The organism is Halospeciosus flavus (assembly GCF_029814175.1).
GTDB lineage: Archaea > Halobacteriota > Halobacteria > Halobacteriales > Halobacteriaceae > Halospeciosus > Halospeciosus flavus.
The window spans coordinates 924,360-950,240 of sequence record NZ_CP122312.1 but is presented as its reverse complement, the minus strand read 5'-3'; the positions used below and the strand labels follow the sequence as shown (position 1 = coordinate 950,240).

The window sequence follows — 25,881 nt, the reverse complement described above, 5'->3', positions numbered from 1 at the left end:
CCGGTACCGACACGTCCGCGTTCGGCAAAGGCTTCATGCAGCCATACGCAGAACAGACACGTATGAGCTTTCTCGCGGAACTCGGCTTCGTCTTCGTCGCTGGGCTCCTCACCTGCCTCGCGACGGGACTCGGCGCGATCCCCTTCTTCGTCGTCGACGACGTCTCCGAGCGGTGGACGGTCGCACTCTGGGGATTGGCGTCGGGCATCATGCTCGCCGCCTCCTTCTTCGGCCTCCTGAACGAGGGACTGGCCGAGAGCACGGGTCTCCCAATCCTCCTCGGCGTCGGCGTCGTCGTCGGTGTCGTCCTGGTCGTCGTCTCCGACCGGGTGCTCGACCGGGTCGACGTCGGTGGGCACGACCACGTCCCCGACGAGCAGAGCCACGACCACGCGGAGACACACACTGACGGCGGCGACCACAAACACGGCCACGAGCACGAACACGTCCCCGCCGAGGCCATCGCTGAGGGAGACCTGAAGAAACTCGTCCTCATCCTCGGCGTCCTCACGGTCCACTCGTTCCCCGAGGGCGTGGCCGTCGGCGTCTCCTTCGCCGAGATGGGCCTGGAGGGCGGCGTCGCCGTCCTCGGCTTCGTGGTGCCGGTCCTGGCGGTGATGATGACTGTCTCCATCTCCGTCCACAACATCCCCGAAGGGTTGGCCATCTCCATCCCGCTGAAGAACCTCGGGATGAGCAAGTGGCGGATGGTCGGCGCGGCTATCTTCTCTTCGCTCCCCCAGCCAATCGGCGCGGTCATCGCGTTCGTCTTCGTCCGTTGGGCACAGCAGTTCCTCCCCTTCGGGTTCGGCTTCGCGGCTGGGGCGATGATCTACCTTGTCCTGACCGAGTTCGTCCCGGAAGCCCTCGAAGAAGGAAAACACCTGCCGAACGGCGGGAAGTTCGAACTTCTCGCCGGCGTCCTCGCTGGCGTCGCCGTGATGGCGCCGCTACTCTTCGTCTAACTACTCGAAGCGTTCGAGGGGTGTCTCGAACTCCCCCTCTTCTTCGGCGAGTTCGCCCCACTGCGTGAGACCGCGCTCCTCGTCGGTCCCCGGAATCGTGTTGTCGAGGACGAACGCGGCGAGCGCGCCGACGGCCATGCCGACGCCGCCGACGACGTAGATGGTCTGCGCGACGACGTCCGTGCCGAGGACCGGGCCGAACACCGGTACCTGGGCGAGACCCTGCTGGAAGTAGGCGGCCGGTGCCACGCCCTTCGGTGCGGCGGCGGCGACGTTACTCATGTATCGCGGCACCGCCAACCCGACGAACAGCGAGAAGCCGAGGACGAAGATGTTCCGCGAGGAGTCGAGGTCGACGTATTTCAGGTTCGCGAGGCCGACCGCAGCGATCTGCCCGAACATGGCGACGAAGAGACCGCCGACGACGGCCGACGGGATGGAGGCAACGAGCGCCCCGAAGTAGCCGACGACGCCGACGACCAGCATCAGGGCGGCACCGATCTGGACGACGTAGCGCGAGGCGACGCCCGTGAGACCGATGGCGCCGATGTTCTCGGAGTAGGAGGTACAGCCGTTCCCCGTGCCCATGACGCCGGCGAAGATGGACATAAGTCCCTCCATGCCGATGCCGTGGTCGATGCGCTTGCGCGAGGGAGCGCCGACGCCGGCGATGCGAGCGACGGCGTGGTAGTCGCCGAAACTCTCGAACACGGAGGCGACGAACCCCGCGAAGATCCCGATGGTGTAGGCCGGCGTGAACAGCGGCATCCCCCACTGGAACGGCATCGGAACGACGGTGTCGAAGGCGAGCAGGCCAGCCGAACCGACCAGGGAGAAGTCGACGGCACCGGGGTCCGACGGCGGGAGGACGCCGGTCCACGTCAGGACGGCGGCGACGCCCCACGCGACGACGACGCCGATGAGGACCGGGTAGAGCCGGAACGCTCGGCTGTAGGTCGGGAGGTACTGCGAGAAGAGGACGATGAGGAAGACGGTCAGCCCGAGGATGTACCAGTTCTGGTCGGCCGCGACGATCTGGGGAACGTTGAACAGCGCGAGGCCGATGAGCGCGATGGTCGGCGCGATGACGACCGGCGAGAGATAGCGTTTGAGCCGTCCAACGAGGCCGAAGTAGCCGATGACCATCTCGGCGGCGGCCGCGACGATGACCGCACCCTGCAGTTGGCGAATCATGTACTCCCACTGGGCCATCCCCTCGGGTGTCGGCTGGGTGCCGATGACCGCGATGACGGCCAACGCGGGCGCCATGATGGAGAACGACGCGCCCTGTACGATGGGGTAGCGGTTGCCGAGCGTGGTCTGTGCGAGCGTCGCGACGCCCGAGACGACGAAGAACGTCCCGACGAACTCCGCGGTCACGTCGGGCGGCATCCCCATCGCCCCCGCGAGGATGAGCGGGACGGCGATGTTGGCCCCGATCATCGTCAGGTAGTGTTGGGCGCCGAGGAGGAGCGACTCCCCCAGCGGCGGTTCGTCCTCGATACCGTACTCGACGAACGACGCCTCGGGGCTCTCGGTCCCCGGTTCCCCCGCCATCCCTTCCGGTGGTGTCTCTCCGGTGTCTCCAGACATGGTGTACTACGACTGTCTCGTGGGTGGGGGAACGCGAGCATAAAGATGCTGTCTTCGACTAGCTGTACGGGACGGATGTGCACGGACGACCACCCGAAGGCACTTGCCGACGCCGACTGAGGACTCGCGTATGCCCCGCACTCGCCGCGCCCTCCTCACCGCACTCAGTTCGGGTCTCGCCGCCAGCGCCGGGTGCATCGGCGCCGACGGCGGGACGACGCCTGCTGCCACCACCACGACCTCGCAGACGACCTCGACGCAGACGACCACCCCGGCCAAACCGGGTGAGCCACGGTGGACGCTCGAAACTGGGACCGAACCCGCCGCCCTCGTCGTCCGCGACGGCCGCATCTACTTCGGGAGCGACGCCGTCTACGCGCTCGACCCGGACGGCACCGAGCGCTGGCGCTACACCTCCGACCGACGCGTCCAGTCGCTCGTCGTCGACGACCGGGTGTACGCCACGACCGGCTACTTCGCCAGTCCTTCGGGGAACGACTTCGCCCTCCACGCCCTGGACGACGGAAACGAACTGTGGTCGTTCGCCCGCGACGGCACGGGGATGCTCTCTGCACCCGCGGTCGGCTCCGAGCGCGTCTTCGTCGCGACCCACGACGACTACCTCCAGTCGGACGGCGAGACCCTCTACGGCCTCTCGACGGGCGGCGACCGACTGTGGTCGACGCCGGTCGGCGACCCCGAACTCACCGTCGCCGGCGAGACGCTGTTCGCGAGTTATCCCCAGAACTTCGTCGCGTTCGACCCCGACGGGGCCGAGCGGTGGTCGAAGTCAGTCGAGGGGATCTACGTCGAGTTCGTCGGCGTCCGCGGCGACCTCGCGTTCGCGTCCTGGCGTGGGACGCTCCACGCGCTCGGGCTATCCGACGGGGCCGAGCGGTGGTCGAAGTCGGTCTCCGGGGCCACGCTCGTCGGCGACACCCTCTACGCGGTGACCGGGGACGGAACCGTACTCGCACTCGACTCGGCGACAGGTGAAGTACAATGGGAGCAATCCGTCCCCACTGTCGCGAGTCCCGTCGTCGCGGACGGGAGAGTGTACGTCGGCGGAAAGACTCTCACCGCCCTCGACGCCGACGACGGGGCGGTCGTCTGGTCTCACGAGTTCGAGCGCGAACCGCACGACACGGCGGCCAATTCGGCCGTCTTCGCCGCCTGGGTCGAGGGGGCACTCCACGTCTTCGACGCGGCCAACGGTGACACACGCTGGACCTTCGACCCCACCGTCGACACGGACCACCCACACGCCCGCGGACTGGCCCTCGGGCGGGGTGCGGTCTACCTCGCGCTCGGCACCGGCACGCTCTACGCCCTCGTCGCCTAGGGACGAAACGGCTTTGACGGAACCGTTCGACGTCTCGGTGTGTCACAGAGTTCGGACCGGTGGCTCTACGCGTGGAGCGCCGGCTACGCCGCGGTCGGCGCCGCCTCGATTCTCGTCCCGCTCTACGCCATCTCGCTCGGTGCCGGCCCGTTCGTCGTCGGTCTCATCGCCGCGACGGGCGCGTTCGCGGGCGTCCCGAGTGCGCTCCTCTGGGGGCGGCTCGCGACGAAGACCGGTCGGTACCGCCCGTTCGTCCTCCTGAGTCTCGGTGCGTCGGCGCTCGCCTTCGGCGTACTCCCACTCGTCGAGAACGTCTGGTACGTCGTCCTGGCGAACGCGTTGCTCATCTTCGCCAGCGCGGCCGCGGCGCCCGTCCTGACACTCTTGGTCGTCAGCGGGGTCCCCGAGGCCGGATGGGACGGACGCATCGGATTTCTCAACCAGCAACAGGGCTACGGCTGGCTCATCGGCCTACTCGCCGGTGCGGGGTGGAGCGCGCTCGTCGGCGGGCGCCTCGTCGACGCCCAGACCGCCCAGCAGTGGTTCTTCTTCCTCTCGGCGGGAACGACGGGCGTCGCGACTGTCCTCGCGTGGCGGTGGCTCCCCGGACGACCGGACGTCACGATGGCCCGGTTCGGCCGCTCGACCGAGACCGTCGAACGACTCATCCGTGGGTCCGGACGGGCCTTCCGAATCACGCCCTTCGCCGGCCTGCGGTCATTCTGGGCGATCCGTCGACTCGATCCGCGCGCGTTCGCGAAGCGACTCTCGCCCGAACTCGCGGCGTACCTCGCGGCAGTGTTCTTCGCGTTCACCGGGTTCGCGGTCTTCTTCGGCCCGATCACGGTCTTCCTCACCGGACCGCTCTCGATCGGGTCGGACGGCGTGTTCGTGCTCTTCCTCGTGTCGAGTGCGCTCTCGGCCGTCGGCTACGGCTGGGCGGGTCGACTCTCGGCGACGCGAGGCCCCCACCGCGTCCAGCTCGGCGCGCTCGGAGTTCGGGTCGTCCTCTTCCCGGCCGTCGGGTTCGTTACGCTGCTCGCGCTCGACCCGTTCGCGGTGCTCCTGCCGGTGTTCGCGCTCGTCGGGCTGACCTGGGCGTTCGTCGCCGTCACCGCGACGACCATCGTGACTCGCCTCGCTCCGCCGGCGATCCGGGGCGACGCGCTCGGGGCCTACAGCGCTCTCGGCGGCGTCGCGACCGGCGTCGGGAGCCTCCTCGGTGGGTGGCTCGCGGGCTCGGTGAGCTACCGCGCGGCCTTCGGCGTCGCCGGCGGTCTCGTCCTGGTCGGCGGAGCGCTGGCGCTGGCGGAGTACCGCGAGAGCGGCGGGCACGCGACGGACGCCGAGATGGGCGAGAATTCGGTGTAAGGCGGACAGGCGACACACACGGCCCCCGGCTCCGCAGGGTGCGTGTCGCGCAACCGCGCGGCCCGTGGGCAGTCGTTACAGAATACCGAGTGTGGCCGCGCTATCCGACAAAAAGGTTCGTCGAGGAGAGAGGGAGTGAGTAGTCGTTTAGAGGACGATGGACTTCTTGCGGAGGAAGTCCTGGATGGTTTCGTGGAGGCCCTCGCGGCCGATACCGGAGTCCTTGTTGCCGCCGAAGGGGATGTCGCCGAGACCGTGAGAAGGTGCGCCGTTGATGCGGACGGCACCCGCGTCGATACGTTCGGCGACCCGCAGCGCGCGGTCGTAATCCTTCGTGAACACCGACCCGTCGAGTGCGAGGTCCGACTCGTTGACCAGTTCGAGGGCGTCTTCCTCGCTGTCGAAGGTCGTGACCGCAGCGACCGGACCGAACTGCTCTTCGTGGACGATGCGAGCGTCGTGGGGGACGTTCGCGAGGAGCGTCGGTTCGTAGACGAACACGCCGTCTTTCGCCTCGTAATACTCGCCGCCGCGCTTCAGGTCCGCACCTTTCTCGACCGCGTCGTCGACGAGCGTCTGGATCCACTCGGCCTGGTCTTCGGAGATGACCGGCCCCAAGTCTGTCTCCTCTTCGAAGAGGTCACCGACCGTCCACGCGTCGAGTTCCGCGTCCAACTGCTCGACGAGTTCGTCGTGCAGCGACTCCTGGACGACCACGCGGGAGATGGCCGAACAGCGCTGGCCCGCGTACTTGACCGAGCCCTTCGCGGCCGCGCTCACGGCCTCGTCGAGGTCTGCGTCCTCGAAGACGACGGCGGGGGCGTTCCCGCCGAGTTCCATGTGGAGGTTGACCATCCCGGACTCCTTGGCGACGTGTTTGCCGGCGCCCGAGGAGCCAGTCATCGCGATGGCGTTGATGCGGTCGTCGCCCGAGAGTTTGTCGCCGATGACCGACGCCTGCCCCGGGACAAAGTTGAACGCGCCCGCGGGGACGCCGGCCTCCTCGACGATTTCGGTGAGGATGGCCGCCGAGATGGGCGTCTTGCTGGCGGGTTTGAGGATGACCGCGTTGCCCGCGGCGAGAGCGGGGGCGACCTGGAGTGCGGTCGTGGCGAGTGGGTAGTTGTAGGGAGTGATACAGAGGGCGGCGCCGATGGGTTCGTGTTTGACGATGGCGCGCCAGCCCTCGTGGCCGTCGGTCGTGCCTTCCCTGTACTCGCCCTTGAGGGCGCGGACTTCTTCGACGGCGCGGCGGAAGCGCTCGGCGGCCGAGTCGACCTCGCCACGGGCCGAGGAGATGGGCTTGCCGGCCTCGCGGACGATGACCTCGGCGAGTTCTTCTTTACGGTCTTCGAGGCCGTCGGCGATGTTCTGGAGCCACTCGACGCGCTGGGGAATAGTGGTCTCGCGCATGGCGGGTTTGACGCGCTCGGCGGCGGCCAGCGCGCGTTCGGCCTGCCCGGTGTCGGCGGCGGCGACCTCGGCGAACGACCCCCCGTCCGCTAAGTCCGTCACCTCGATGACGTCCGCTCCCTCGCTCCACTCGCCGTCGATGTAGAGTCGCTCGCGGCGATGGATGGATTCCTGTCCCATAGGTGTATCTAGGTGGCCTCCGATAAAGTATTTACTCACTTTCGGAAAAAGTTGTATGTGGGGTGTTGAAGAGCGAACCCGTTCCAGCGACCACCATGACGACAGCGACCGTCGCGGCCTGTCAGTTCGCTCCCGCCGACCTCGACGTCGAGACCAACCTCGCGGCCGTGAGCGAGCGCCTCGCCGGCCTCCCCGACACGGTGGACGTCGCCGTCTTCCCGGAGTACACGCTCACCGGGTTCGTCGCGGACGAGCGCGTCGTGGACGTGGCCCTCCCGCGCGACCACCGCGTGTTCGACCGTCTCGAAGACCTCGCGAGCGCCTACGACTGTGCGTTGCTCGTCGGCGCGGTAGAGCGGGCAGACGCGGCCTGCTACAACGTCGCCATCTACGTCACCCCCGACGGCGAGCGGACGTTCTACCGCAAGCGCCACCTCTGGGGCGGCGAGTCCGAGGTCCTCGAACCCGGCGAGGAGGCCGTCGTCGTCGAGACGCCGGTCGGCCAGGCGGGTATCGTGACCTGCTACGACCTGAACTTCGTCGCCGAGAGCGCCCACTTCACTCGCGAACGCGTCGACGCGTTGTTCATCGTCGGTGCGTGGCCCGCGGCCCACTCGGACAACTGGGAGTTACTCGTGCGTGCCCGCGCACTCGACGGTGTCCGCTGGGTCGTCGCCGCCGGGCGTACCGGCCGCCGCGACGTCCCCGACGCCCGCTCGACGGTCTACGCCGGGAAGTCACGCGTCGTCCGACCGGACGGGAGCGTGAAGTGTGGACTGAATCGCGCCGAGGACGACCTCGTCGCCGAACTCGACGCCGAGACGGTCGCCGCCCAGCGAGCGTTCGTGGGCGTCGTCGAGTGAACGGCCACACCGTTTTTTCACGCCCCGTCCGTCCCCACGGGTATGTCCGAGGAAGAATTCGAAGTCGAGATCGAGATCGAAGTCGACGACGTCGAACTCGAAGTCGAAGTCAGCGAGGCCAAGTCCTACGAGGCCGAGTTGGAGACCGACGAGTTCGAAATCGAGGTCGAGGGCGACGTCGAGTTCGAACGGAAGGAAGCCGAGGAAGATGCGGAGGCCGAAGAAGCCGAGGAGGAAGAGGAGGCCGAAGAAGAGGAAGAAGAGGAGGAAGAAGAGGAGGAAGAAGCGGTGAAACCCCCTCTCAACGAAGGGGAGGTAGCCGCGGCAGAACACGCAGAAGAGAGCGAAGAGTAGCGAGTCGACGCGACGCTACGGGAAGAGTCCCGAGATACGCGTACACTCGACGCCCTGGGCTTCGAGTTCCGCGACGAGTTCGTTGATGCCGACCGCGTCGCTGGCGATGTGACCGGTCACGACCAGGTTCTTCTCGTCGCCGAACTCCTCGCGGAGTTCCCGGGCGTCGCTCGCGTTCACGTGGATGTAGATGACGGTGTCGACGCCGTGCTCGAAGTAGGCACGGGCGACCTCCGCGCCGCCGTTCGTCCCGGCGGCGTGGTGGACTGCGACGCGGCCGAGGTCGTTGTCGTCGCGACCGACGCGGGTCTCGATGTCGGTGGCGGCCCCCTCGATTTCGGGGAAGGCGTCCTCGAACGCCTCCTTCAGGTCGGCGACGGTGTCGGTCGCGTCGAGGTCGTCGACGACGTCGACGAACGCCCGACGGCCGAGTTCGTCCGGCGCGAGGTGGATGTTCATGTACGGCTGTTCGAGGAACTCCGCGACGCTTGGGTCGTGGCGATAGTTCGCGGCGTGGCCGCCGTACTCGGCGTCTTCACGGAGTTCGGCGACGGCGTCCTCGGCGACGTCCTCGGGGACGCCGTGCTCAGTCATGAACTCGACCTGTCGGTCGAGGACCTCGGGGAAGTCGAGGCGGGAGGAGCCACCGGCGGGGTGGTGGGCTAATGCGAGGTCGAACCCCTCGCGGTGGGCGAGTTGGATCTCGGGGCTCTCGAGGTCGATGCCGACGAGCGCGGTCTCGACGTCGTCGCCGGGAACGTAGACGGTGCTGTCGCCCGGGACCTCGTCCCAGCCGACGAGGTCGAGGCTGAGTTCCATTATCTCGTCAGTAGAGAGACTCATGCCCGAGGGTTCGGGCGGGTGTAAGGAGTAGCCGGGGGTAGCGGCAAGTCTATAGCTTGAGCCAGCCAGTCGATAGTCCGAGGTCCTGCAGGTGCCAGCGCTGCCGGTACGCGTTGTCGCCGGCCTCGACCTCCACGATAGCGTCGAAGGCGTCGGCGAACTGGTCGACGGGGGCTGACCCGAAGTCCAGCGGCAGGTGGACGTGGGCCATCCCGTTGTACTGGTCGACGAGCGCCTCGACGCGGTCGAGGAACTCGAAGACGTCTTCGTCATTCTCGTGGGCGAGCAGGGAGTCGACGGAGTCGAGACAGAGACGGAGTTCGCCCGGTTCGAGTCCGTCGGCCCGGTCGTCGAGCCGTTCGACGGCCGCCTCGATGCGGTCGTATAATTCGTCGAGACCGCCTTCGACCGTCTCGGCGGGGATGTCCGTGTGGTCGGTCGCCGTCGCGCTCGCCACGCTCCGGGCCTGCGTCCGGTAGTTGATGGCGTGGGCGTCCGCGGGCGGTTGGTACTTACAGGTCGCCTTGGCGCCCTGGTGGTGCTCGATCTGGCCGTCGGTCATGACGAAGAGCCGACGGCGGTCCTCGACGAGTTCGTCGCCGAGCAGGCGACGACAGCCGGCGTACATCGCGTCGCCACCCACCGGTCCGAGGAGGAGCAACGTGCTCCCCTGGGCTTTGAGGTCGTCGAGGGCGTCCGAGAACGCCTCGGCGGTCTCCTCGGCGTAGCCGCCTGTCCCCTCGGCTGTATCTGCTGGCATCGTGTCTAGAACAATGGGTTCTTCTACTAAATAAGTACTGGTTTGATGTGAAATAAAGTGTATTGGCCGACACCGAGGGTCGGCGGAATGGGGCAATCGACCCCGTCTCCGGCAGTGATTTTTGTCGGGCGCCGGTAGCTGAGACCGATGACGGACGACCTCTTCACTCCACTCGAACTCCGCGAGACCGAGATTCCGAACCGACTGATGGTCTCGCCGATGTGCCAGTACTCCGTCGAAGAGCGCGACGGACTCGCGACGCCGTGGCACCACGTCCACCTGGGGTCGCGGGCCGTCGGCGGCGCCGGTCTCGTGATGGCCGAGGCGACGGCCGTCGAACCCCGCGGGCGCATCACGCCCGAGGACCTCGGCATCTGGTCCGAGGAACACGCCGAGGCGCTCGCGGACACGACCGCTTTCGTCGAGTCGCAGGGTGCCGTCCCCGGCATCCAACTCGCACACGCCGGCCGGAAGGCCTCGAAGTCCCGCCCCTGGGAGGGTAGCGAACCGGTCCACCCCGACGAGGGTGGGTGGGAAGTCGTCGCGCCCAGCGAGAAGCCGTGGCCCTACGAGGGCGAACCACCGGAGACCCGCGTGATGACGAAAGAGGACATCGCGGACGTGGTGGACTCGTTCCGCACGGCCGCCGAGCACGCCCTCGACGCCGGCTTCGAGGTCGCGGAAGTCCACGCGGCCCACGGCTACCTCCTCCACGAGTTCCTCTCGCCGGTCACGAACGACCGCGACGACGAATATGGGGGAAGCTTCGAGAACCGCACCCGTCTCGTCCGCGAGGTCACCGAGGCCGTCCGCGAGGTGTGGCCCGAGGAGAAGCCCGTGTTCGTCCGTATCTCGGGGACGGACTGGCTGGAGGGCCGCGACTCTTGGACCGTCGAGCAGTCCGCCCGCCTCGCCGACGACCTCTACGAGTGCGGCGCGGACCTCATCGACGTCTCCTCCGGGGGGATCAGCCCCGACTCCTCGCCCGACTGGGTTGGCCCGAACTACCAACTCGCACTCGCCGAACACGTCCGCGAGAACCGCCAGACCGACGTGGCGGTCGGCACCGTCGGCGGCATCACCACCGCCGAGCAGGCCGACGCCATCGTCCGCAACGAGCGTGCGGATTTGGCCATCGTCGGCCGCGAGTTCCTCCGCGACCCCTACTTCGGCCTCCACGCCGCCCAGGAACTCGACGCCCTCGACCGCAACGAGGAACCGATTCAGTACCACCGCGCGTTCCGCTAAGGGGCCGGCCGCGCTCGGTCCACACTCGCCGACGCCACCTTTGCCGCTTCTCACAACCCTTTTCGTCCAGCGCACTCCCTGTCCACACATGTTCGTTCTCGTGAACCTGAAGGCGTACCCCTGCGACCCGGTCGAAGTCGCAGAGGCCGCACACGAAGTCGCCGAAGAGTCGGGCGTCCGCGTCGCCGTCGCGCCCCAGGCCGCCGACCTGCGCGCCGTCGCCGAGACGGGCGTCGAGACGTGGGCCCAGCACGTCGACCCGCTGGCTCACGGCAGCCACACCGGCAGCACGCTCGCCGAACGCGTCGCCGACGCGGGCGCCGACGGAACGCTCCTCAACCACTCCGAGCGTCGCCTCAAACTCGCCGAGATCGACGGATCGCTCTCGGCCGCCGAACGCGTCGGCCTCGACACCGTCGTCTGTGCGAACAACCCCGAGCAGGTCGCCGCCGCCGCGGCCCTCGGCCCGGACGCCGTCGCCGTCGAACCGCCCGAACTCATCGGTACAGGCACGCCCGTCAGCAAGGCCGACCCGGACGTCGTGACCGACGCCGTCGAGGCCGCCGCGGCCGTCGACGACTCCGTGGACGTCTACTGCGGCGCCGGCATCTCGACCGGCGACGACGTCGAATCCGCGGCGGAACTCGGCGCCACGGGCGTCCTCCTCGCGAGCGGCGTCGCCAAGGCCGACGACCCGAAGGCCGCGCTGGAAGACCTCGTCGAACCGCTCTGAGCGAATCGACGACGACTGCCGCGCCACGAACGCTTTTCCCACGTCCGTTCGACGTCCCGTCCATGACCGAAGCACTCTGCTTCGACATGTACGGCACGCTCTGCGATACGAGCAGCGTCACCGCCACGCTCCGCGAGGAACTCGACCTGCCCGCACAGGTCGTCGACGAGGTGGACGCACTCTGGCGCCAGAAGCAACTCCAGTACTCCTTCCAACTCGGGCAGATGGACACCTACCGGACGTTCTGGGAGGCCACCGACGAGGCGCTGGACTACGTCCTCGACTTCTACGGTGTCGAACCGGGTGACGCGAGTCGCGAGCGCATCCTCGACGCCTACAACCACCTCGACCCGTTCGCGGACACCTTAGACGCCCTCGAACGTCTCGACGAAGAGTACACGCTCGCCGTCCTCTCGAACGGTAACCCCGAGATGCTGGAGACGCTCGCCGCCAACACCGGCATCGACGAACACGTCGAGTACATCGTCAGCGCCGACGAAGTGGGGACGTTCAAACCCGCACCCGTGGTGTACGAGAACGCCGCCGAGCGCGTCGGCGAAGACCTCGGCGACACCGCACTCGTCTCCTCGAACGCGTGGGACATCGCGGGCGCGTCGCAGGCCGGCATGGGCGCCTTCTGGGTCAACCGGAAGAACGAACCAATGGAGCGCGTCGGCGGCGACCCCGACGTCGAGGTCGACTCGCTGCTCGAACTCGCGAACGTCTAGCTCAGAAATCGCCGAGCGAGACCTGACCGCTCCGGTTCCCGTCTCCTTCCTCTTCGTCGTCTGCCTCACCTTCGGCTCCTCCGTCCTCACTGTCCTCGCGGGCCGACTCCGTGTCGTCGCTATCGCCACCGCTCCCGTCGGCGCTCCCGTCGGTGTTCCCGTTTCCGTCGCCGTCCCACCCGCCGAGGCTCGCCTGTTCGTCGTCGGTGAAGTCGAGGTTCGAGACGCGGACCCCGACCTTCCGGACGGTCGCGCCGTCGAACTCGGCGAGGAGGTCCTCGGCAACCTTGCGGACGAGCGGGGGGTCGTCGACGGGGCCGGGCAGCGAGCGTGCACGGGTGTTCACGTCGAACGGCGGCGTCACGACCTTCACGCCGATGGTGCGGTAGAGGGCGCCTTTCCGGGTCGCGCGGTCCGCGACTGCGTCGGCGAGCGCCAGCGCCTGTTCGACGACGGTCTCGTGGTCGTCGGTCGGGTCCGCAAACGCCGACTCCCGCGAGAGGCTCTTCGGCTTCCCGCGGGGTTCGACCGCGCGGTCGTCGCGGCCGCGTGCACGCTCGGCGAGTTCCCGTCCCCGGTCGCCGAACCGGTCGACGAGGTCGCGGGTGTCGGCGTCGGCGAGGTCGCCGGCCGTCTCGATACCTAACTCGCGGAGTTCGCGCGCACGGACGGGACCGACGCCGTGGATGTCCGCGACGTCGAGTGGCGCGAGGAACTCCCGGACTTCGTCGGGTTCGACGACGACGAGACCGTTCGGTTTGTCGTAGTCGCTGGCGATCTTGGCGGCGCTCATGTTGGGGGCGACGCCGACCGAGGCGGGGACGCCCGCCTCGCGCTCGATGCGCTGTTTGACGTGGCGGGCGAACCCCTCGGCTACCTCCCAGTTCGTCCGCTCGGTCACGTCCATGTACGCCTCGTCGATACTAACCTCGCGGACCACGTCGCCGAGGTCGTTCACCACGGCCTTCGCGTCCGCGGCGACGTCCTCGTAGAACGCCATGTCCACGGGTCGGTAGTAGCCCGCGTTCGGGTCGTCGGGGTTCGTCGCCTTCCGGGGGAGGCGTTCGAGGGCCGTCGTGATGGCCTGTGCGCTCTCGACGCCGTACTCGCGGGCCTCGTAGGAGGCGGTGGCGACCGCACCGGTCGTCTCGCCCGCCTCGTAGCCCATCCCGACGACGACCGGTTCGCCTTCGAGTTCGGGTTCGCGGAGGCGTTCACACGAGGCGTAGAAGCAGTCCATGTCCACGTGGAGGAGTATCCGGTCCTCGGCGTCGGCACGCGTCGCTCCCACGCCGTCGTCCATCCACGTGTCGAGTCCGGACTCGTCTGGCAGTTGCATCGGTGGGGGATCCGCCAGCCACGTCGCCTCACTGCGTCGGGCCGGGCGGTCGGTTCGATAGGGACGTTAGCGATGGTCCTGCAAGACGTTGACGGCGTCGCCCGACCAATCTCTTTAGGAGGTAGGGAGAAACGTCCCGACGGCCAACACACACCAGAGATGGTGTACGAGCTGGCCGGAGATATCGAGGAACTAGTCCACGAGCACGCGGGTGCCTTCCTGCGCTCGATCGTGGTCTACACCGCCGACAACTACGAGATTCGCTTCGTGCGAGACGACGTCGAGGAGAACTACGACGCGACCGAGATCGAGCGGGCACTCGACGAACTCCGCCTGGAGACCCTCGAACGGGAGTACATCAACAGCATCTTCGCCGAGAAACACGGCGAGTTCATCTCGAACATCCTGACGTTCACCGAAGCCGTCGAGATGAATTTCCTCGTCGACGAGGGCGTCGGCATGGCCATCGCCGTCGACCGGGAGTACTTCGAGCAGAGGGGGCTGTTCGTCCACGACCTCTCCGAGCGCCTGCTCGCGGACATCGCGTCCGAGGTTCCGTAGTCGGCGCGGGGATAGTGCGCCCGTAATAGTTACCCACCGACCGGTTGAAGCACCGCCGTGCGCTGGACCGTCCAACGTGCCATCGGTGTGCTGTTCGTCGTCGGGCAACTCGTCGCTGGCGCACTCCTCTACGGGCAACTGCCGGCCCGCGTGGTGACCCACTGGGCGGGGACGACCGACCCCGGTGCGGCACTCCCGCGACTCCTCGTGGTCGTCGGTATGCCGATGTTCACGCTGGCCGCGTTCGGCTTCCTGCTCGTCGCGCCACGGCTAAACCCGAGTCACGCGACGAGCGAGTCGTTCTGGTGGATCTACGAGTGGTTCGCCGTCACCGTCGCGGGCCTCCTCACCTACGTGCAGACCGTCGTCCTCGCCGCCAACCTCGGACACGTCGTCCCGCTGTCGACGGCGCTCCCGCCCGCGCTCGGAATCGTGTGGATCTCTCTCGGTTCCGTCGTCGGCCGCGCGGAACCCGACTGGGTCGTCTCACTCCGCGTCCCGTGGCTCCTCCCCGACGGCGAACCGTGGGAGGTGACACACCGCGTCGGCGGGTGGCTACTCCGGGGTGCGGGTGTGGTCTCGGCGCTCGCCGCACGTACCGAGTACGGACTGCTCGTCGCGTTCGTCTCGCCCGTCGTCGCGACGCTCCTCACGCTCGCTTACAGCCACCGGCGGTGGGGGTGACCCGGCCTAGACGGCGTCGCCGGCGATGTCGAGGCCTTCTTCGCGGCAGACTTCGAGGGCGTGTTTCGCGGCCATCCCGGCGTCGTGGGCGGCCGGTCCGCGACCGACGCCGACCTTCAGGTCGACGCCCGTGTCCTCGCGGACGTAGTCGATGGCCTCGGCGTAGGCGTCGCGGTCGAGCGAGGGGCAGACGGCGATGATGTTGTCGCCGCCGACGAAGAAGGAAAGCGAGTCGTGGGTGTCGTGCATGTGGCGCATCAGACTCGCGTACGCCTGCTCGACGTGGACGAACGCCGAGTACGCGTCGAGCTCGTCGGTGTACTCGCCGGTCGCGTCGTTCACGTCGAAGTGGGCGATTTGGACGTCGTCGTCGGTCCGTTCGTCTTCGTCGAGGGGGTGGCCGGCGAGCACCTCGCGTCGCTCGGCGTCCTGGGCGCTCCCCGCGCTCTGGAGGCGGTCGGTCGCCTCGACGAGCGCGCCCGCGGGTGTCTCACCGTGTCCGATACCCAGACTGACCGTCACGGGGTAGCGATTGCGGACGGACTCCTGGAGGCGGGCGTGGTCTTCCATGTCGAGACCGTTCGTCACGGCGACCATGTTGTCGAAACGGGTGAAGAAGACGTAGCCGTCGCGGTTGCCGACGAGTTGCGAGAGGTCGGCGTAGAGTCGCGACTGCAGCGTCTGGAGGTCGACCTCCCGACGTGGTTCGGGCGTGACCGTCCACGGCCCATAGTTGTCGAGTTGGACGAGGGTAACCTGCGTGTTCGTCACGATACCGGTGCTTAGGGAACTCCGTCTTTATCGGTTTTGGATTGCGTCTCAGTTTTGTTCGTCGCGTTCGCCGTGTCGTGTGCGGGCGTATCGCGCCCGTCGGCGTCTTCACCAATGCTTTTCAGTCGGAGGCGGCAAAATTGTCCAGATTCCCGATGACCGCTTCTCGACGTAGTTTCCTCCGTGCGACCGGTGGTACCGCGGCCGGCCTCGCCCTCGCCGGTTGTGCGAGCACCGACCAGCCCGAGTCGTCGACGACGACGGCCGAACCCGGCAGTGACCGCGACCTCCGGCAGACCGGGACGACACTGGTGACGCTCGACCCCGCCGCGTCCGCGGACGGCGCGTCGAACCGGGTGGTGACGCAGTTGTACGACGGACTGGTCCACTTCCCGCACGCGACCCTGCCCCCCGAACCCCTCCTCGCGTCGGACGTCAGCGTCTCCGCGGACCGGACGACCTACCGGTTCACCATCGACGCCGACGCGACGTTCCACACCGGCGAGTCGGTGACCGCCGCGGACGTCGTCTACACCTTCGAGCGACTCGCCGCGTCGCCCAACTCCATGTGGAGCGGACTCCTCCTCTCGACGCTCGGCGTCACCCACGAAACGACGACGGATGGATCGTACGAACCGGGGTCGCTCGGCGTCCGTGCCGTCGACGAGCAGACGGTCGAGATCGAACTGTCGAGTCCGTTCCACGCGGCGCTGGAAGTGTTCTCCCTCCCAGGTTTCGGCGTCGTCCCCGAGGGCATCGTCGGTGACGTCGAGGGGTACGACGGCCGACTCGACTACGAGACGTTCGCGACCGAACAGCCGGTCGGCGCCGGTCCCTTCGAGTTCGACTTCTGGAAGAAAGGGACCGCCTACCGCGTCTCGGCCCGCGACGACTACCGTCGCGACGGGCCACACGTTGCGGGGATTCGCTGGCAGGTCATCAGCAATCCGAGCACGGCGTTCACCTACGCAAAGAACGGGAACGCCGACATCTTCTGGGTGCCCAACAGCGAGTACGACCCGGGGAAGGTGTCGGTCGACCACGTCGACGACCTCGGGCGGAAGGTGGGGACGTACGGCCCACTCTCGAACGGGAAGACGGTCGACTACCTTCAGGTCCCGCTCATCTCGACATACCTCCAGGCGTTCAACACCGAACAGGTCCCCAAGGCCGTCCGACAGGCCGTCGCGTACGCGATGGACCAGTCGCTCCAGGTCGAGCAGGTCCACAAGGGCCGCGGGCGGGCCGCGACCCACGTCACACCGCCGAACATCTTCCCCGGCGGCACCGAGGGCTACGACGACCACGCCGAGCAGTACCCCTACGGGGTGGAGTCGCGACTCGACGAGGCCAAGCGCGTGATGGAGGCGGCCGGCTACGGTCCCGACTCGCGTTTCGACCTCGAGTTCACGATCTACACGAGCAACGCGTGGCAACGGACCGCGAAGATCCTCCGCGACAAACTCGAACGGGCGTACGTCGACCTCACCGTCGAGCAGGTGCCGTTCAACGGACTCGTCACCCGTGCGCGGAAGGGGAACGTGGAGATGTTCGCACTCGGGTGGGTCGCCGACTACCCCGCGGTGGAGAACTTCCTGAAGCTCCTGAACCCGCCGACGGACCGGTGGTTCACCCGCTGGTCGGGGACGCCCGCCGCCGAGCGCGCGAACGAGGCGTGGCAGACTATCTCGGCACACCCGACGTCGAGCGACGCCGACCGCGAGGCCCGCCGGGACGCGTACTTGACGGTCGAGGAGTCCAACTGGGAGGACGTCGTCCTCCTCCCGAAGTTCCACCCCGTCGGCGAACGCTTCTCCTACCAGTGGGTCGACGACCTCGCGAAGACCGGCCCCGTCGGCTTCGACAAGCGCATGTACGACCAGGTGCGCGTCGGCGAGCGCGACCTGTAGTCGCCCGCCCGTCGGCATCGCCCCCACCGACCCCGCGACCGACAACTTTGAACAGCGCCCAGCCCTGAGTACGGCCAAGAGAATGGCCGACGGCTCAACCGGGACCGACGCGGCGCCCACCATCGAGTGGGAATCCGAGCCACGTCCCGAACTCGACGTCCGGCCCGGGTCGGGGACGCTCCCCCGCACCGAGGCGCGGAAGAACGAGCACGCGCGCCGCTGGGGCGTCGTCACCCCCGCGGCGACCCGTATCGGGTCGGCGAGCACCTGGGACGGCGGCGAGGACGGTTTCGAGAACCTCCGCCGCCTCCACGAGGAGCGCCACCCCGCGATGCAGGGGCACTCCGAACGGATGCATCGCCTCGACAAGGCGAAAATCACCCACGCGCTCGCCAACCAACTCCAGTTGACGCCGTGGCAGCGCGACCGGGCCGTCGGCGTCGTCCGCGACCTCGACCTCACGGCGTTCGGGAGCCAACGCGCCATCGAGAAGGTCGCGCTGGTCGCCATCCGCTACGTCGTCGACGAAGAGCGCAAACACTACCTCGGTCTCGACGACCAGGAGTGGGTCGAGTCCCGCTCCCCCGCCGAACTGCAGGACCTCTACGAGCGCTTCACCTCCATCAAGGACGAGGCTCACTTCGAGGAACTGCTCGACCGCCACGGACTGGACAAGACGAGTCTCAACCGCCTCCTCCGAACGCTCCGCGAGCAGGTCGAGGAACGCGGACTCGACGACGCGGTGCTCGGCCACAACCCGAACCGCGACCCCGCGCTCCCGGACGTCGGACAGTCGTGGCGGACCCGCGACGACGCCGAAAACGACCGGGAGTAGCGCCCTCGTCCCCATCGCCCCTGTGGTCCGTGCGGGCACGTCTCGGACAATATTTATATACTCTGATAACCTAAAGTAATTATGAGCGAAACTTCTGGGCGCCGAAATCTCCGGATGCCCGACGACAATCAGCAGTTCGCGGTCGTGACCAACATGCTCGGTGGGGGTCGCGTCCGTCTTCGCTGTCAGGACGGTGAGGAACGCATGGGCCGCATCCCCGGCCGCATGCGCTTCCGGACCTGGATCAACGAGGACGACATCGTCATCGCCGAACCGTGGGACTGGCAGGACGAGAAGGCCGACGTCGAGTGGCGCTACGAGGACGACGCGGCGGACCAGCTCCGACGCGAAGGCCACATCGAGTAATCGTTCCCTTTTCGCGATATTCGATTCCTGCGGAGTGACGACGCAGCAATCGCGTTCGTCGCTACACGCTCGTCGCTCCTACTACTCCGCCTCGTAGGCCTCGCGGAGGTCTTCGATTCGGTCTTCCAGTTGCGCCATCGCGGCGTCGGCGTGCATGTACCCCTTCTCGTAGTCGTCGACGACGGCGTCGGCGCGTTCGAGGAACTCCGCGACGTCGTCTTCGAGGTCGTCGGTCATGACCGGTCGTTCGTGTGTGGAGATGTTGAACGTGTTGGACCGGCCGCCGGCACCGGGCGAATTGACACGCCTCGAAGCGAGACTACGTATCTGTCAGTAGCGTCTCCCACCCACAGTCAGTACACTGAATTCTAGTACTGAACTTCTCCCGGTTCAGTACCCGGAAGCCGTCTTTCCGGCCGGAGATCCGGGCGTGCTCGAACGCCTGGCCACACTGCTCGCAGTGGCCGAGTGTCTTCGCCATGTGAAAGTGGCACACAGGAAATATAATAATTTTATTGGCGGTTAGTACCGTCGCGTGTGAAGTGGATTCTCGAGCGCGACCGACACCAGAGCGACAACACCTTTCAGGACTCCGCCTGTAGCCGGCGACGTGTTCCCGAACATCGACTACCTCGAGTGGATCTCCGGACGGCCGGAGGTGGCGATGCACGACCTCGGGACGAGTGACCTCCGCGGTTCGCGCGAGCGACGCGACGCGGTGGTCCCCGAACCCCTCGACGGACTCGACGACCCGCCGACCGGGGCGACTCTCGAGATGCAGATCGCCGCCGAGTACGGCGTCGACCCCCAGCAAGTACTCGTCACGGCGGGGGCGACGCAGGCGAACCTCGTCGCGACGGCCACGGCGCTCGACCTCGGCGGGGAGTACCCGCCCGAAGCCGAGACGGCCGAGGAGGCCCACACCGAGACCGACGAACGGCGGCGTGCGCTCGTCGAGAAGCCGGGGTACGAACCGCTCGTGAAGACGCCGGAGGCGCTCGGCGCCGCCGTCGACCGCTTCCTCCGTGCCGAAGGGTACGAACTCGACCACCACCGCGTCGAGAAGGCGCTCACACCCGACACCGACCTCGTGACGGTGACGAACCGCCACAACCCCAGCGGGCGACTCACCGACCGCGAGCGACTCGCGGAGGTCGCGAAGGTCGTCTCCGAGAACGGCGCCCGCCTCCTCGTCGACGAGGTGTACGCCCCTTACGTCCCGAGCGAGGACACCGTCGACGAGAACGGTGCGTTCGGCGGCGTCTCCGCGGTCGGCCTCGACGACGTCGTCGTCACGGGGTCGCTCACCAAGTTCTTCGGCCTCGGCGAACTCCGCGTCGGGTGGCTCGTCGCGGACGAGGCGTTCGTCGAACGCGCCCAGTCCATCGCACACTACTTCGCGCGGCCCGCCGACCCGTCGCGGACGCTCGCGATGCGCGCGTTCCACAACGAAGAACACCTCGCCGAGCGCTCTCGGACGCTCCTCGAAGAGAACGCGGACCTCCTCTCCTCGTTCGTCGCCGAGCGCGACGACGTCACCGGCTACGTCGACTCCGGGAGTACGTTCGCGTTCCTCGACCCCAAGAACGTCGACGGGAACCGACTCGCCGAGCGGGCCTGGTCCGAGGGGCTCCTCGTCGTTCCGGGGAGTTTCTTCGACGACCCCGAGCGTATCCGAGTGAGCCTCGGCACCGACCCACACGACACGGCCGTCGGCCTCGACGAACTCGGTTCGCTGCTGGATAGCTTCAAGAGTTAAGGGGCACCGCCTCCTTTTCGGCGCACATGGACGAGAGCCCGCAGGAAATCACCTCGCTCGTCGGGCGGGAAGTGTACTCGAACAACGGCGTCTTCGTCGGCGAAATCGAGGACGTCCGCCTCAACCTCGACACCGAGGTCGTCAACGGCCTCGCGCTCGGCGAACTCAACAGCGAACTGTTCAAACAGCACGCCACCGGGCGGAAAGGCGTCATTATCCCCTACCGGTGGGTCCGCGCGGTCGGCGACGTCGTGCTCGTCAACGACATCGTCGAGCGCCTCAAGGGAACCGAAGAGGGCGAAGAAGAGGCCGCGGTCTAGGACCCGTTCGACGAACTCGACTCCTGTTCCATCTCGACGCCCATGGCGTCGAACAACTTCCGTTTGACCGCCTCCTCGGTGAGCGAGAGCAACGTCTCGCGGTTCTCTTCTGTCGTCTCGATGCCGGTGAAGATGCCGAGAGGGATCTCCGCGCTCGCCTGCGTGGAGTGGCCCGCGGCCTCGCCGATCTCGCCGAAGGCGTCCTGGAGAACTTTCCCGATGTTCATCCGGATGTCCTTCGAGCGGGCGGCGAGGTAGATGGTGTCCTCGACGATGCCGAAGACGGCGGTCGTGGTGATACCTTCGAGGTTGAGGAGTTGCTGGGCCGCCTGCGAGAGGGCGTCGCGCGAGCGGATGAACCCCGCGTCGCTGACGAGGTGACTCCCCTGTACCTCGCGGTTGGTGATGGCCTCCGCGAGCACGTCGAGCGTCTCGGGGGACATGTTCGGCGACTCCACCTGTTCGAGGGTGTCGTGGTCGGCGAACGGGTAGAGGTAGGCGGCCGCCGTCAGGTCGGCGGGCGTGGTGTCCCGGCGGAAGTCGAGCGTCTCGGCGCGGATGCCGTACAGGAGTGCGGTGGCGACGGCCTGGTCGACGCTCAGGTCGAACTCCTGGATGTACTTCGTGAGGATGGTCGAGGTCGCGGAGACGTTCGGCCGGATGTCGACGAACTCCGCCTCGAGTTCCCCGCCGACGTCGTAGTGGTCGAGGTAGATGTCCGCGTCGACGTCGATGCTCATCTCGCCGGCCTTCGCGGGGTCGATGACCGCGACGGTATCGTACTCCTCGATGTCGACCTCCGAGTAGGGCGTGAGTTCGATCTCGAGGAGGTTGACGAACGCCCGGTTCTCCTGGTGGCCGATGTCGCCGAAGTAGAGGATGTCGGCCTCCTCGCCGAGGTGTTCGGCGATGGCCTTGAGGGCGGCGCCGCTGGCGATGGAGTCCGGGTCGGGGTTGTCGTGGGTGACGATGGCGAGTTTCTTCTCGGTGTCCTCGATGACGTCGGCGAGTTGCCGGGCCTTGTACTCGAGTTCGCCGGACTCGAGGGCGCGGAGCGCGGACTCGGCGATGACCGACGAGGGGTTGATGACTACGTCGGCACCGAGTTGCGTGAGTTCGTCGGAGGTGACGGGGTCGCTCGCACGCACGACGATGAACTGGTCCTCGTTGCGCTCGCGGATGTTCTGGACGGCGGCCTCGTTCGCCTCGATGTCCGAGGACATGATGAGGACGACGTCGCGGTCGGCGACGAGTTCGGCGACCTCCTCCTCGCGGATGTCCGCGACTTGTGCGTTGAGGTCCTGGTCCCGCAACGCCTCGGCACGGGACTCGTCCTTGTCGACGATGAGGACGTCCTTCCCCCGTTCGACGAGTTCCTCGGCGACGGCGTGCCCGACGCTCCCGCAGCCGAGAATCGCGTACGACGACATCGAGGAGATCGTGGCCCGGCTACTCATGTTACGCCTCGATAACGGAGGTAGTTACTTAACCCTCCCGACCACCCCCGCGTGCGCTTCCGGCACACGGCGACCCGCAGACGAAACGTATTTTACCGTCCCCCGGCAACGTGGAAGTGCACAGGGCCGGTAGCTCAGTCCGGCAGAGCGTCTGACTCTTAATCAGACGGTCGCGTGTTCAAATCGCGCCCGGCCCGCTTTCCTTTCCGAACGATCTACAGTCAGGAGCCATCGCTGTCTTCTGCACTCGTCCGCTCGAAAGACCGGAATCGGGGGCACTTCCGGTCTACCGAGTGGGTGACGCTCGTGGGGGAGGCCGGTGGATTCCCACCGACGGGTACCACACAGTCGTACGACCCTATCAATCGTGGCCTCGTCCCTACAACGGGGTCAAGTCCTTCGGCGACCGAAACGTCGATACACCACCACGACACACTGCCAGTCGATGCTCCGCGAACAGGCCCAACTGTTCTCCGACGTCTTCGCACCGGAACTCTTCGTCCTCCTCTGTGCCGTCCTCGCCGTCGGGTACGAGTGGCGACGCGACGGCACGGCGACGGTGCAGACGCTCGGCGCACGCTACGCCGTCCTCGTCGTCGCGTGGGGCGTCGCGTTCGTCGTCTACCAGTCGTCGCCGGTCTGGTTCGCCGACCCGCCGACGTGGGCGCCGGACTTCCTCGGGAGCGTCGGTCTCGGTGTCGGTCTCCTCGTCATCGCGGGCGCGTGGCGCGTCGGCGAGTGGGGAACACTCGTCCCCGACTACGTCGGCGCTCTCCTCGCGTTGACGGCCGTCCACCTCGTCGTCACACCGTTCTGGGACGTGTCGAGTCACGTCGCGTACACGGCCGTCCCTGCAGGTGCACTTGCCGTCGTCGACCGGCGCTTCGCACCGCTGCTCGTGGTGCCGGTCGGGATGGTCTTCGCACGTCCCCTCGCCGGAGCGCACACGTGGCTCCAGTCCGTCGGCGGACTCGTGCTCGGTGCCGCGTTCGTGGTGTGGTTCCACGAACGAAGTGAGTGGACAGTGACCGGACAGCGTTCACGGTGAGCACCCGTCCTCTTGTGACCGAAGGCCGAAGTTCGACTATGGACCTCGACTGGGAGACGCACGCCGAGCGAGCGCAGCGATTCGAGTCGTGGGTCGAGAGTCTGAGCGACCGAGCGGCCGACGACCCCTCGTTCGCGACCTACCTCCCGGAGGTCGACGCGTTCCTCGATCGACTCTCCGAACGGGCGACGGCGTTCCGCGAACACCTCGAACGTCGGGCGAACGGCGACGAGTCGTAGGCCACCCCATTTTTTACTGTAGATACACTTCTTGAAAATATGGGAGACGACAGTGACGACGACGGACTACTCGACCGGGCGGGAGAGAAACTGAGCGACGTGACGGATTCGGCGAAGGAGACGGCCGAGTCCGTTGGCGACGCGGTCGACGCCACCGACGACGAAGACGACGAGGACGAGGACGACGACCGCGACGAGGATACGGGAATCATCCCGGACTCCGGTGGCGAGGACGACGACCCCGAGGACAAGGACGACGAGGACTCCGACGACGGGGACAGCGACGATTCGGACGCCGACGAGGACGACCCCGACGACGAGGATTCAGACGACGCGAGCGGAGACGAAGACAGCGACGAGGACGAAGACGGAACGGAAGACGCCGACGATGACGATGGCCCCGAAGACGTGAACGAGGACCAACAGTCAGCGGACGATGCCGAAGAGTCCACGGAGGACGGCACAGAAGACGACGGTGACGAAGACGCCGACGAGGACGACACCGACGGCGAGAGCGAAGACGAGACCGAAGACACGGACGAAGACGAGAGTTCCGAGTCCGAGTCCGAATCCGAGGAATCAGACGGAGACGAGGACGAGGACGAGGACGACGGCGTCCTCGGGTGGCCCGGGAGCTAGTTACTCGACTGGCTCGAAGCGGAAGCCGTCCCACTCCTGGCTGTCGGGGTGACGGATACCCGCGTCGGGGTTGCGGAGCCGCGAGGCGTAGACGGGGCGGACTTCGTCGCCGATCTCGACCTCGCCGGTCGTGAGTTGGCCGAGCGCGCGGACCGCCTGGCCCTCGACATCGAACTCGACGATGGCGAGGTGGTTCGGCTGGCGGACGCCGGGCGGCGTCGCGGTGCTCGTCGTCCACGTGACGACCTCCGCGGTCTCCCCGGAGAGGTCGACCGTCTCTTCCTGGGGCGCGCCACAGTCCGGACAGCGCTCGTGGCCGGGGTAGGTCAGGTGGCCGTTCTCGCAGGCGTGTGCGTCGAAGGTGGGTTCGCTTTCAGACATCGTTCGAGAGGACGGTGGTGGTCACGCAGTTGCCGAAACCGCCGACGTTGCAGGCGAGACCGACCTCGCAGTCGACCTGTCGAGCGCCCGCGTCGCCGAGCAACTGCTTGTAGAGTTCGTACACCTGTGCGACTCCGGAGGCGCCGAGGGGGTGGCCCTTCGACTTGAGGCCGCCGGACGTGTTGATGGGGAGGTCGCCGTCGCGGTCGGTGACGCCCTCCTCGACGGCCTTCCACCCCTCGCCCTTCTCGAAGAAGCCGAGGTCCTCGCTCTGGAGGAACTCGAGGATGGTGAACATGTCGTGGAGTTCCGCCACGTCGACGTCGTCTGGGCCGAGGCCGGCCATCTCGTAGGCCTGATCGGAAGAGTCGACGACGCCCTGCATCGTCGTCGGGTCCTCTCGCTCGTGGACGACGTGGGTGTCCGTCGCGCCGCCGATACCCTCGACGACGACGTAGTCGTCGGTGTACTCGCTGGCGACCTCCTCCGGACAGAAGAGGAGGGCCGCGCTCCCGTCCGTGATGGGACAGAAGTCGTAGAGACGCAGCGGGTCGGCGACGATGGGCGAGTCCATCACCGTCTCGACGTCGACCTCCTTGCGGAACTGCGCGTGGGGGTTGTCGAGACCGTTCTCGTGGTTCTTGACGGCCACCTTCGCGAGGGACTCGCGGGGCGCGTCGTACTCGTCGAGGTACTTCCGGGCCGTGAGCCCCGCGAAACTTGGGAGCGTCACGCCGTGTTTGTACTCGACGGGGTGGGTGAGCGAGGCGATGACGTCGGTGGCGTTGGCGGTGGTCTCGTGGGTCATCTTCTCGCCGCCGACGAGCAACGTGAGATCGGAGGCGCCGGACGCCACGGATTGCCATGCGGCGTAGACACCCGCGCCGCCGGAGGCGCTGGTCTGGTCGACGCGCTGGGTGTACGCGCCGATGGCGCCGAGGTCGTGGGCGAGGGCGTTCGGGACGCCAGTCTGGCCCTCGAACTCGCCGCTGGCCATGTTCGAGACGTAGAGGTGGTCGAGGTCGTTCGGGTCGACGCCCGCGTCGGCGAGCGCCGCGTCGCCCGCCTCCGCGAGGAGTTCGCGGACCCAGGCGTCGCGGTCGCCGAATTCGGTCATCGACGCCCCGACGAGTGCAACGCGACTCATACTTCGGTGGTTTCGTCGGAGGAGTATATAGG

The 25,881-nt window shown here is 67.3% G+C and carries 29 protein-coding genes and 1 tRNA gene; 19 read left to right on the top strand and 11 right to left on the bottom strand.

The features are described from left to right. Positions 1–62: 62 nt before the first annotated feature. Positions 63–965 carry a ZIP family metal transporter gene (locus P0Y33_RS04855; RefSeq protein WP_279529421.1) on the top strand — a complete coding sequence of 301 codons (903 nt, stop codon included), beginning with the start codon at positions 63–65 and terminating at the stop codon, positions 963–965. On the opposite strand, the gene P0Y33_RS04850 is transcribed toward P0Y33_RS04855, so the two are convergent. Then, the gene (locus P0Y33_RS04850; RefSeq protein ID WP_382268230.1) at positions 966–2,558 is read right to left on the bottom strand and encodes a uracil-xanthine permease family protein; all 1,593 of its coding nucleotides are present in this window, start codon (positions 2,556–2,558) and stop codon (positions 966–968) included. A 130-nt stretch (positions 2,559–2,688) separates the two neighbouring features. On the opposite strand from P0Y33_RS04850, the gene P0Y33_RS04845 reads away from it, so the two are divergent. Then, complete coding sequence (locus P0Y33_RS04845) at positions 2,689–3,900, top strand: outer membrane protein assembly factor BamB family protein (RefSeq protein ID WP_279529420.1); 1,212 nt, start codon at positions 2,689–2,691, stop codon at positions 3,898–3,900. Positions 3,901–3,939: 39 nt separating this feature from the next. Then, positions 3,940–5,271 (top strand): MFS transporter, encoded by a 1,332-nt coding sequence (locus P0Y33_RS04840; protein ID WP_279529419.1) that lies wholly within the window; start codon positions 3,940–3,942, stop codon positions 5,269–5,271. 147 nt (positions 5,272–5,418) lie between these two features. Here the strand turns inward: P0Y33_RS04840 and P0Y33_RS04835 are convergent, their stop codons facing one another. Then, positions 5,419–6,864 carry an aldehyde dehydrogenase family protein gene (locus tag P0Y33_RS04835; protein WP_279529418.1) on the bottom strand — a complete coding sequence of 482 codons (1,446 nt, stop codon included), beginning with the start codon at positions 6,862–6,864 and terminating at the stop codon, positions 5,419–5,421. A gap of 95 nt (positions 6,865–6,959) precedes the next feature. Between P0Y33_RS04835 and P0Y33_RS04830 the strand changes: the two genes are divergently transcribed. Continuing rightward, positions 6,960–7,727, top strand: coding sequence for a carbon-nitrogen hydrolase family protein (locus P0Y33_RS04830; protein ID WP_279529417.1), 768 nt, complete (start codon positions 6,960–6,962; stop codon positions 7,725–7,727). 42 nt (positions 7,728–7,769) lie between these two features. Further along, positions 7,770–8,081, top strand: a complete 312-nt coding sequence (locus tag P0Y33_RS04825; protein ID WP_279529416.1) for a hypothetical protein — start codon at positions 7,770–7,772, stop codon at positions 8,079–8,081. 15 nt (positions 8,082–8,096) lie between these two features. On the opposite strand, the gene P0Y33_RS04820 is transcribed toward P0Y33_RS04825, so the two are convergent. Together P0Y33_RS04820 and P0Y33_RS04815 are read right to left on the bottom strand one after the other, a co-directional pair. Then, positions 8,097–8,900 carry a hypothetical protein gene (locus P0Y33_RS04820; protein ID WP_279529415.1) on the bottom strand — a complete coding sequence of 268 codons (804 nt, stop codon included), beginning with the start codon at positions 8,898–8,900 and terminating at the stop codon, positions 8,097–8,099. Positions 8,901–8,973: 73 nt separating this feature from the next. Beyond that, complete coding sequence (locus P0Y33_RS04815) at positions 8,974–9,684, bottom strand: DUF7504 family protein (RefSeq protein WP_279529414.1); 711 nt, start codon at positions 9,682–9,684, stop codon at positions 8,974–8,976. Between the two features lie 147 nt (positions 9,685–9,831). On the opposite strand from P0Y33_RS04815, the gene P0Y33_RS04810 reads away from it, so the two are divergent. From P0Y33_RS04810 to P0Y33_RS04800, 3 genes are all read left to right on the top strand, one after another. Beyond that, entirely contained in the window at positions 9,832–10,932 is a 1,101-nt protein-coding gene (locus P0Y33_RS04810) for an NADH:flavin oxidoreductase/NADH oxidase (protein ID WP_279529413.1), read from the top strand. Positions 10,933–11,020: 88 nt separating this feature from the next. Beyond that, complete coding sequence (tpiA, locus tag P0Y33_RS04805; RefSeq protein ID WP_279529412.1) at positions 11,021–11,665, top strand: triose-phosphate isomerase; 645 nt, start codon at positions 11,021–11,023, stop codon at positions 11,663–11,665. 62 nt (positions 11,666–11,727) lie between these two features. Continuing rightward, positions 11,728–12,393 carry a haloacid dehalogenase type II gene (locus tag P0Y33_RS04800; protein WP_279529411.1) on the top strand — a complete coding sequence of 222 codons (666 nt, stop codon included), beginning with the start codon at positions 11,728–11,730 and terminating at the stop codon, positions 12,391–12,393. Between the two features lies 1 nt (position 12,394). Here the strand turns inward: P0Y33_RS04800 and dinB are convergent, their stop codons facing one another. Then, entirely contained in the window at positions 12,395–13,696 is a 1,302-nt protein-coding gene (dinB, locus tag P0Y33_RS04795) for a DNA polymerase IV (protein ID WP_279530090.1), read from the bottom strand. Between the two features lie 108 nt (positions 13,697–13,804). Between dinB and P0Y33_RS04790 the strand changes: the two genes are divergently transcribed. Next, complete coding sequence (locus tag P0Y33_RS04790) at positions 13,805–14,293, top strand: hypothetical protein (RefSeq protein ID WP_279529410.1); 489 nt, start codon at positions 13,805–13,807, stop codon at positions 14,291–14,293. 57 nt (positions 14,294–14,350) lie between these two features. Beyond that, on the top strand, positions 14,351–14,977 hold the full coding sequence (locus tag P0Y33_RS04785) for an SdpI family protein (RefSeq protein WP_279529409.1): 627 nt from the start codon (positions 14,351–14,353) through the stop codon (positions 14,975–14,977). 6 nt (positions 14,978–14,983) lie between these two features. On the opposite strand, the gene P0Y33_RS04780 is transcribed toward P0Y33_RS04785, so the two are convergent. Continuing rightward, the gene (locus tag P0Y33_RS04780; RefSeq protein ID WP_279529408.1) at positions 14,984–15,748 is read right to left on the bottom strand and encodes a GTP cyclohydrolase III; all 765 of its coding nucleotides are present in this window, start codon (positions 15,746–15,748) and stop codon (positions 14,984–14,986) included. Between the two features lie 155 nt (positions 15,749–15,903). On the opposite strand from P0Y33_RS04780, the gene P0Y33_RS04775 reads away from it, so the two are divergent. From P0Y33_RS04775 to eif1A, 3 genes are all read left to right on the top strand, one after another. After that, positions 15,904–17,658, top strand: coding sequence for an ABC transporter substrate-binding protein (locus tag P0Y33_RS04775; protein WP_279529407.1), 1,755 nt, complete (start codon positions 15,904–15,906; stop codon positions 17,656–17,658). Positions 17,659–17,740: 82 nt separating this feature from the next. Further along, positions 17,741–18,493 (top strand): hypothetical protein, encoded by a 753-nt coding sequence (locus P0Y33_RS04770; RefSeq protein WP_279529406.1) that lies wholly within the window; start codon positions 17,741–17,743, stop codon positions 18,491–18,493. A gap of 81 nt (positions 18,494–18,574) precedes the next feature. Continuing rightward, complete coding sequence (gene eif1A / locus P0Y33_RS04765; RefSeq protein ID WP_279529405.1) at positions 18,575–18,859, top strand: translation initiation factor eIF-1A; 285 nt, start codon at positions 18,575–18,577, stop codon at positions 18,857–18,859. 81 nt (positions 18,860–18,940) lie between these two features. On the opposite strand, the gene P0Y33_RS04760 is transcribed toward eif1A, so the two are convergent. After that, positions 18,941–19,096, bottom strand: coding sequence for a hypothetical protein (locus tag P0Y33_RS04760; protein WP_279529404.1), 156 nt, complete (start codon positions 19,094–19,096; stop codon positions 18,941–18,943). 82 nt (positions 19,097–19,178) lie between these two features. Beyond that, positions 19,179–19,340: a hypothetical protein gene (locus tag P0Y33_RS04755; RefSeq protein ID WP_279529403.1), complete on the bottom strand. Its 162-nt coding sequence runs from the start codon at positions 19,338–19,340 to the stop codon at positions 19,179–19,181. A 129-nt stretch (positions 19,341–19,469) separates the two neighbouring features. Here P0Y33_RS04755 and P0Y33_RS04750 point away from each other — a divergent pair, with 129 nt between their 5' ends. Both P0Y33_RS04750 and P0Y33_RS04745 read left to right on the top strand, forming a co-directional pair. Next, entirely contained in the window at positions 19,470–20,618 is a 1,149-nt protein-coding gene (locus P0Y33_RS04750) for a pyridoxal phosphate-dependent aminotransferase (RefSeq protein WP_279529402.1), read from the top strand. 26 nt (positions 20,619–20,644) lie between these two features. Continuing rightward, positions 20,645–20,938 carry a PRC-barrel domain-containing protein gene (locus P0Y33_RS04745; RefSeq protein WP_279529401.1) on the top strand — a complete coding sequence of 98 codons (294 nt, stop codon included), beginning with the start codon at positions 20,645–20,647 and terminating at the stop codon, positions 20,936–20,938. On the opposite strand, the gene P0Y33_RS04740 is transcribed toward P0Y33_RS04745, so the two are convergent. Beyond that, positions 20,935–22,395, bottom strand: coding sequence for a DHH family phosphoesterase (locus tag P0Y33_RS04740; RefSeq protein WP_279529400.1), 1,461 nt, complete (start codon positions 22,393–22,395; stop codon positions 20,935–20,937). The two genes, P0Y33_RS04745 and P0Y33_RS04740, sit on opposite strands and share 4 nt — an antisense overlap. Positions 22,396–22,518: 123 nt before the next feature. Between P0Y33_RS04740 and P0Y33_RS04735 the strand changes: the two genes are divergently transcribed. The 4 genes from P0Y33_RS04735 to P0Y33_RS04720 all read left to right on the top strand — a co-directional run bounded on the left by P0Y33_RS04735 (position 22,519) and on the right by P0Y33_RS04720 (position 24,321). Then, positions 22,519–22,592, top strand: a tRNA-Lys gene (locus tag P0Y33_RS04735). 248 nt (positions 22,593–22,840) lie between these two features. Then, a complete protein-coding gene (locus P0Y33_RS04730) occupies positions 22,841–23,443 on the top strand; it encodes a hypothetical protein (protein ID WP_279529399.1) in 603 nt (200 codons plus the stop codon). A 38-nt stretch (positions 23,444–23,481) separates the two neighbouring features. Beyond that, the gene (locus P0Y33_RS04725) at positions 23,482–23,682 is read left to right on the top strand and encodes a hypothetical protein (RefSeq protein ID WP_279529398.1); all 201 of its coding nucleotides are present in this window, start codon (positions 23,482–23,484) and stop codon (positions 23,680–23,682) included. 39 nt (positions 23,683–23,721) lie between these two features. Then, complete coding sequence (locus tag P0Y33_RS04720; RefSeq protein WP_279529397.1) at positions 23,722–24,321, top strand: hypothetical protein; 600 nt, start codon at positions 23,722–23,724, stop codon at positions 24,319–24,321. Here the strand turns inward: P0Y33_RS04720 and P0Y33_RS04715 are convergent, their stop codons facing one another. Beyond that, positions 24,322–24,702 carry a Zn-ribbon domain-containing OB-fold protein gene (locus tag P0Y33_RS04715; protein WP_279529396.1) on the bottom strand — a complete coding sequence of 127 codons (381 nt, stop codon included), beginning with the start codon at positions 24,700–24,702 and terminating at the stop codon, positions 24,322–24,324. After that, the gene (locus P0Y33_RS04710; RefSeq protein ID WP_279529395.1) at positions 24,695–25,849 is read right to left on the bottom strand and encodes a thiolase domain-containing protein; all 1,155 of its coding nucleotides are present in this window, start codon (positions 25,847–25,849) and stop codon (positions 24,695–24,697) included. Before P0Y33_RS04710 ends, P0Y33_RS04715 begins: the two co-directional genes overlap by 8 nt. Between the last annotated feature and the right edge of the window lie 32 nt (positions 25,850–25,881).

Bases quoted from the DNA above. Each gene is read 5' to 3' on its own strand.
- P0Y33_RS04855 (WP_279529421.1), top strand. From the start codon at position 63: ATGAGCTTTCTCGCGGAACTCGGCTTCGTCTTCGTCGCTGGGCTCCTC.
- P0Y33_RS04850 (WP_382268230.1), bottom strand. From the start codon at position 2,558: ATGTCTGGAGACACCGGAGAGACACCACCGGAAGGGATGGCGGGGGAA.
- P0Y33_RS04845 (WP_279529420.1), top strand. From the start codon at position 2,689: ATGCCCCGCACTCGCCGCGCCCTCCTCACCGCACTCAGTTCGGGTCTC.
- P0Y33_RS04835 (WP_279529418.1), bottom strand. From the start codon at position 6,864: ATGGGACAGGAATCCATCCATCGCCGCGAGCGACTCTACATCGACGGC.
- P0Y33_RS04830 (WP_279529417.1), top strand. From the start codon at position 6,960: ATGACGACAGCGACCGTCGCGGCCTGTCAGTTCGCTCCCGCCGACCTC.
- P0Y33_RS04825 (WP_279529416.1), top strand. From the start codon at position 7,770: ATGTCCGAGGAAGAATTCGAAGTCGAGATCGAGATCGAAGTCGACGAC.
- P0Y33_RS04820 (WP_279529415.1), bottom strand. From the start codon at position 8,900: ATGGAACTCAGCCTCGACCTCGTCGGCTGGGACGAGGTCCCGGGCGAC.
- P0Y33_RS04815 (WP_279529414.1), bottom strand. From the start codon at position 9,684: ATGCCAGCAGATACAGCCGAGGGGACAGGCGGCTACGCCGAGGAGACC.
- P0Y33_RS04810 (WP_279529413.1), top strand. From the start codon at position 9,832: ATGACGGACGACCTCTTCACTCCACTCGAACTCCGCGAGACCGAGATT.
- tpiA (WP_279529412.1), top strand. From the start codon at position 11,021: ATGTTCGTTCTCGTGAACCTGAAGGCGTACCCCTGCGACCCGGTCGAA.
- P0Y33_RS04800 (WP_279529411.1), top strand. From the start codon at position 11,728: ATGACCGAAGCACTCTGCTTCGACATGTACGGCACGCTCTGCGATACG.
- dinB (WP_279530090.1), bottom strand. From the start codon at position 13,696: ATGGACGACGGCGTGGGAGCGACGCGTGCCGACGCCGAGGACCGGATA.
- P0Y33_RS04790 (WP_279529410.1), top strand. From the start codon at position 13,805: ATGGTCCTGCAAGACGTTGACGGCGTCGCCCGACCAATCTCTTTAGGA.
- P0Y33_RS04775 (WP_279529407.1), top strand. From the start codon at position 15,904: ATGACCGCTTCTCGACGTAGTTTCCTCCGTGCGACCGGTGGTACCGCG.
- P0Y33_RS04770 (WP_279529406.1), top strand. From the start codon at position 17,741: ATGGCCGACGGCTCAACCGGGACCGACGCGGCGCCCACCATCGAGTGG.
- eif1A (WP_279529405.1), top strand. From the start codon at position 18,575: ATGAGCGAAACTTCTGGGCGCCGAAATCTCCGGATGCCCGACGACAAT.
- P0Y33_RS04760 (WP_279529404.1), bottom strand. From the start codon at position 19,096: ATGACCGACGACCTCGAAGACGACGTCGCGGAGTTCCTCGAACGCGCC.
- P0Y33_RS04755 (WP_279529403.1), bottom strand. From the start codon at position 19,340: ATGGCGAAGACACTCGGCCACTGCGAGCAGTGTGGCCAGGCGTTCGAG.
- P0Y33_RS04745 (WP_279529401.1), top strand. From the start codon at position 20,645: ATGGACGAGAGCCCGCAGGAAATCACCTCGCTCGTCGGGCGGGAAGTG.
- P0Y33_RS04740 (WP_279529400.1), bottom strand. From the start codon at position 22,395: ATGAGTAGCCGGGCCACGATCTCCTCGATGTCGTCGTACGCGATTCTC.
- P0Y33_RS04730 (WP_279529399.1), top strand. From the start codon at position 22,841: ATGCTCCGCGAACAGGCCCAACTGTTCTCCGACGTCTTCGCACCGGAA.
- P0Y33_RS04725 (WP_279529398.1), top strand. From the start codon at position 23,482: ATGGACCTCGACTGGGAGACGCACGCCGAGCGAGCGCAGCGATTCGAG.
- P0Y33_RS04720 (WP_279529397.1), top strand. From the start codon at position 23,722: ATGGGAGACGACAGTGACGACGACGGACTACTCGACCGGGCGGGAGAG.
- P0Y33_RS04715 (WP_279529396.1), bottom strand. From the start codon at position 24,702: ATGTCTGAAAGCGAACCCACCTTCGACGCACACGCCTGCGAGAACGGC.
- P0Y33_RS04710 (WP_279529395.1), bottom strand. From the start codon at position 25,849: ATGAGTCGCGTTGCACTCGTCGGGGCGTCGATGACCGAATTCGGCGAC.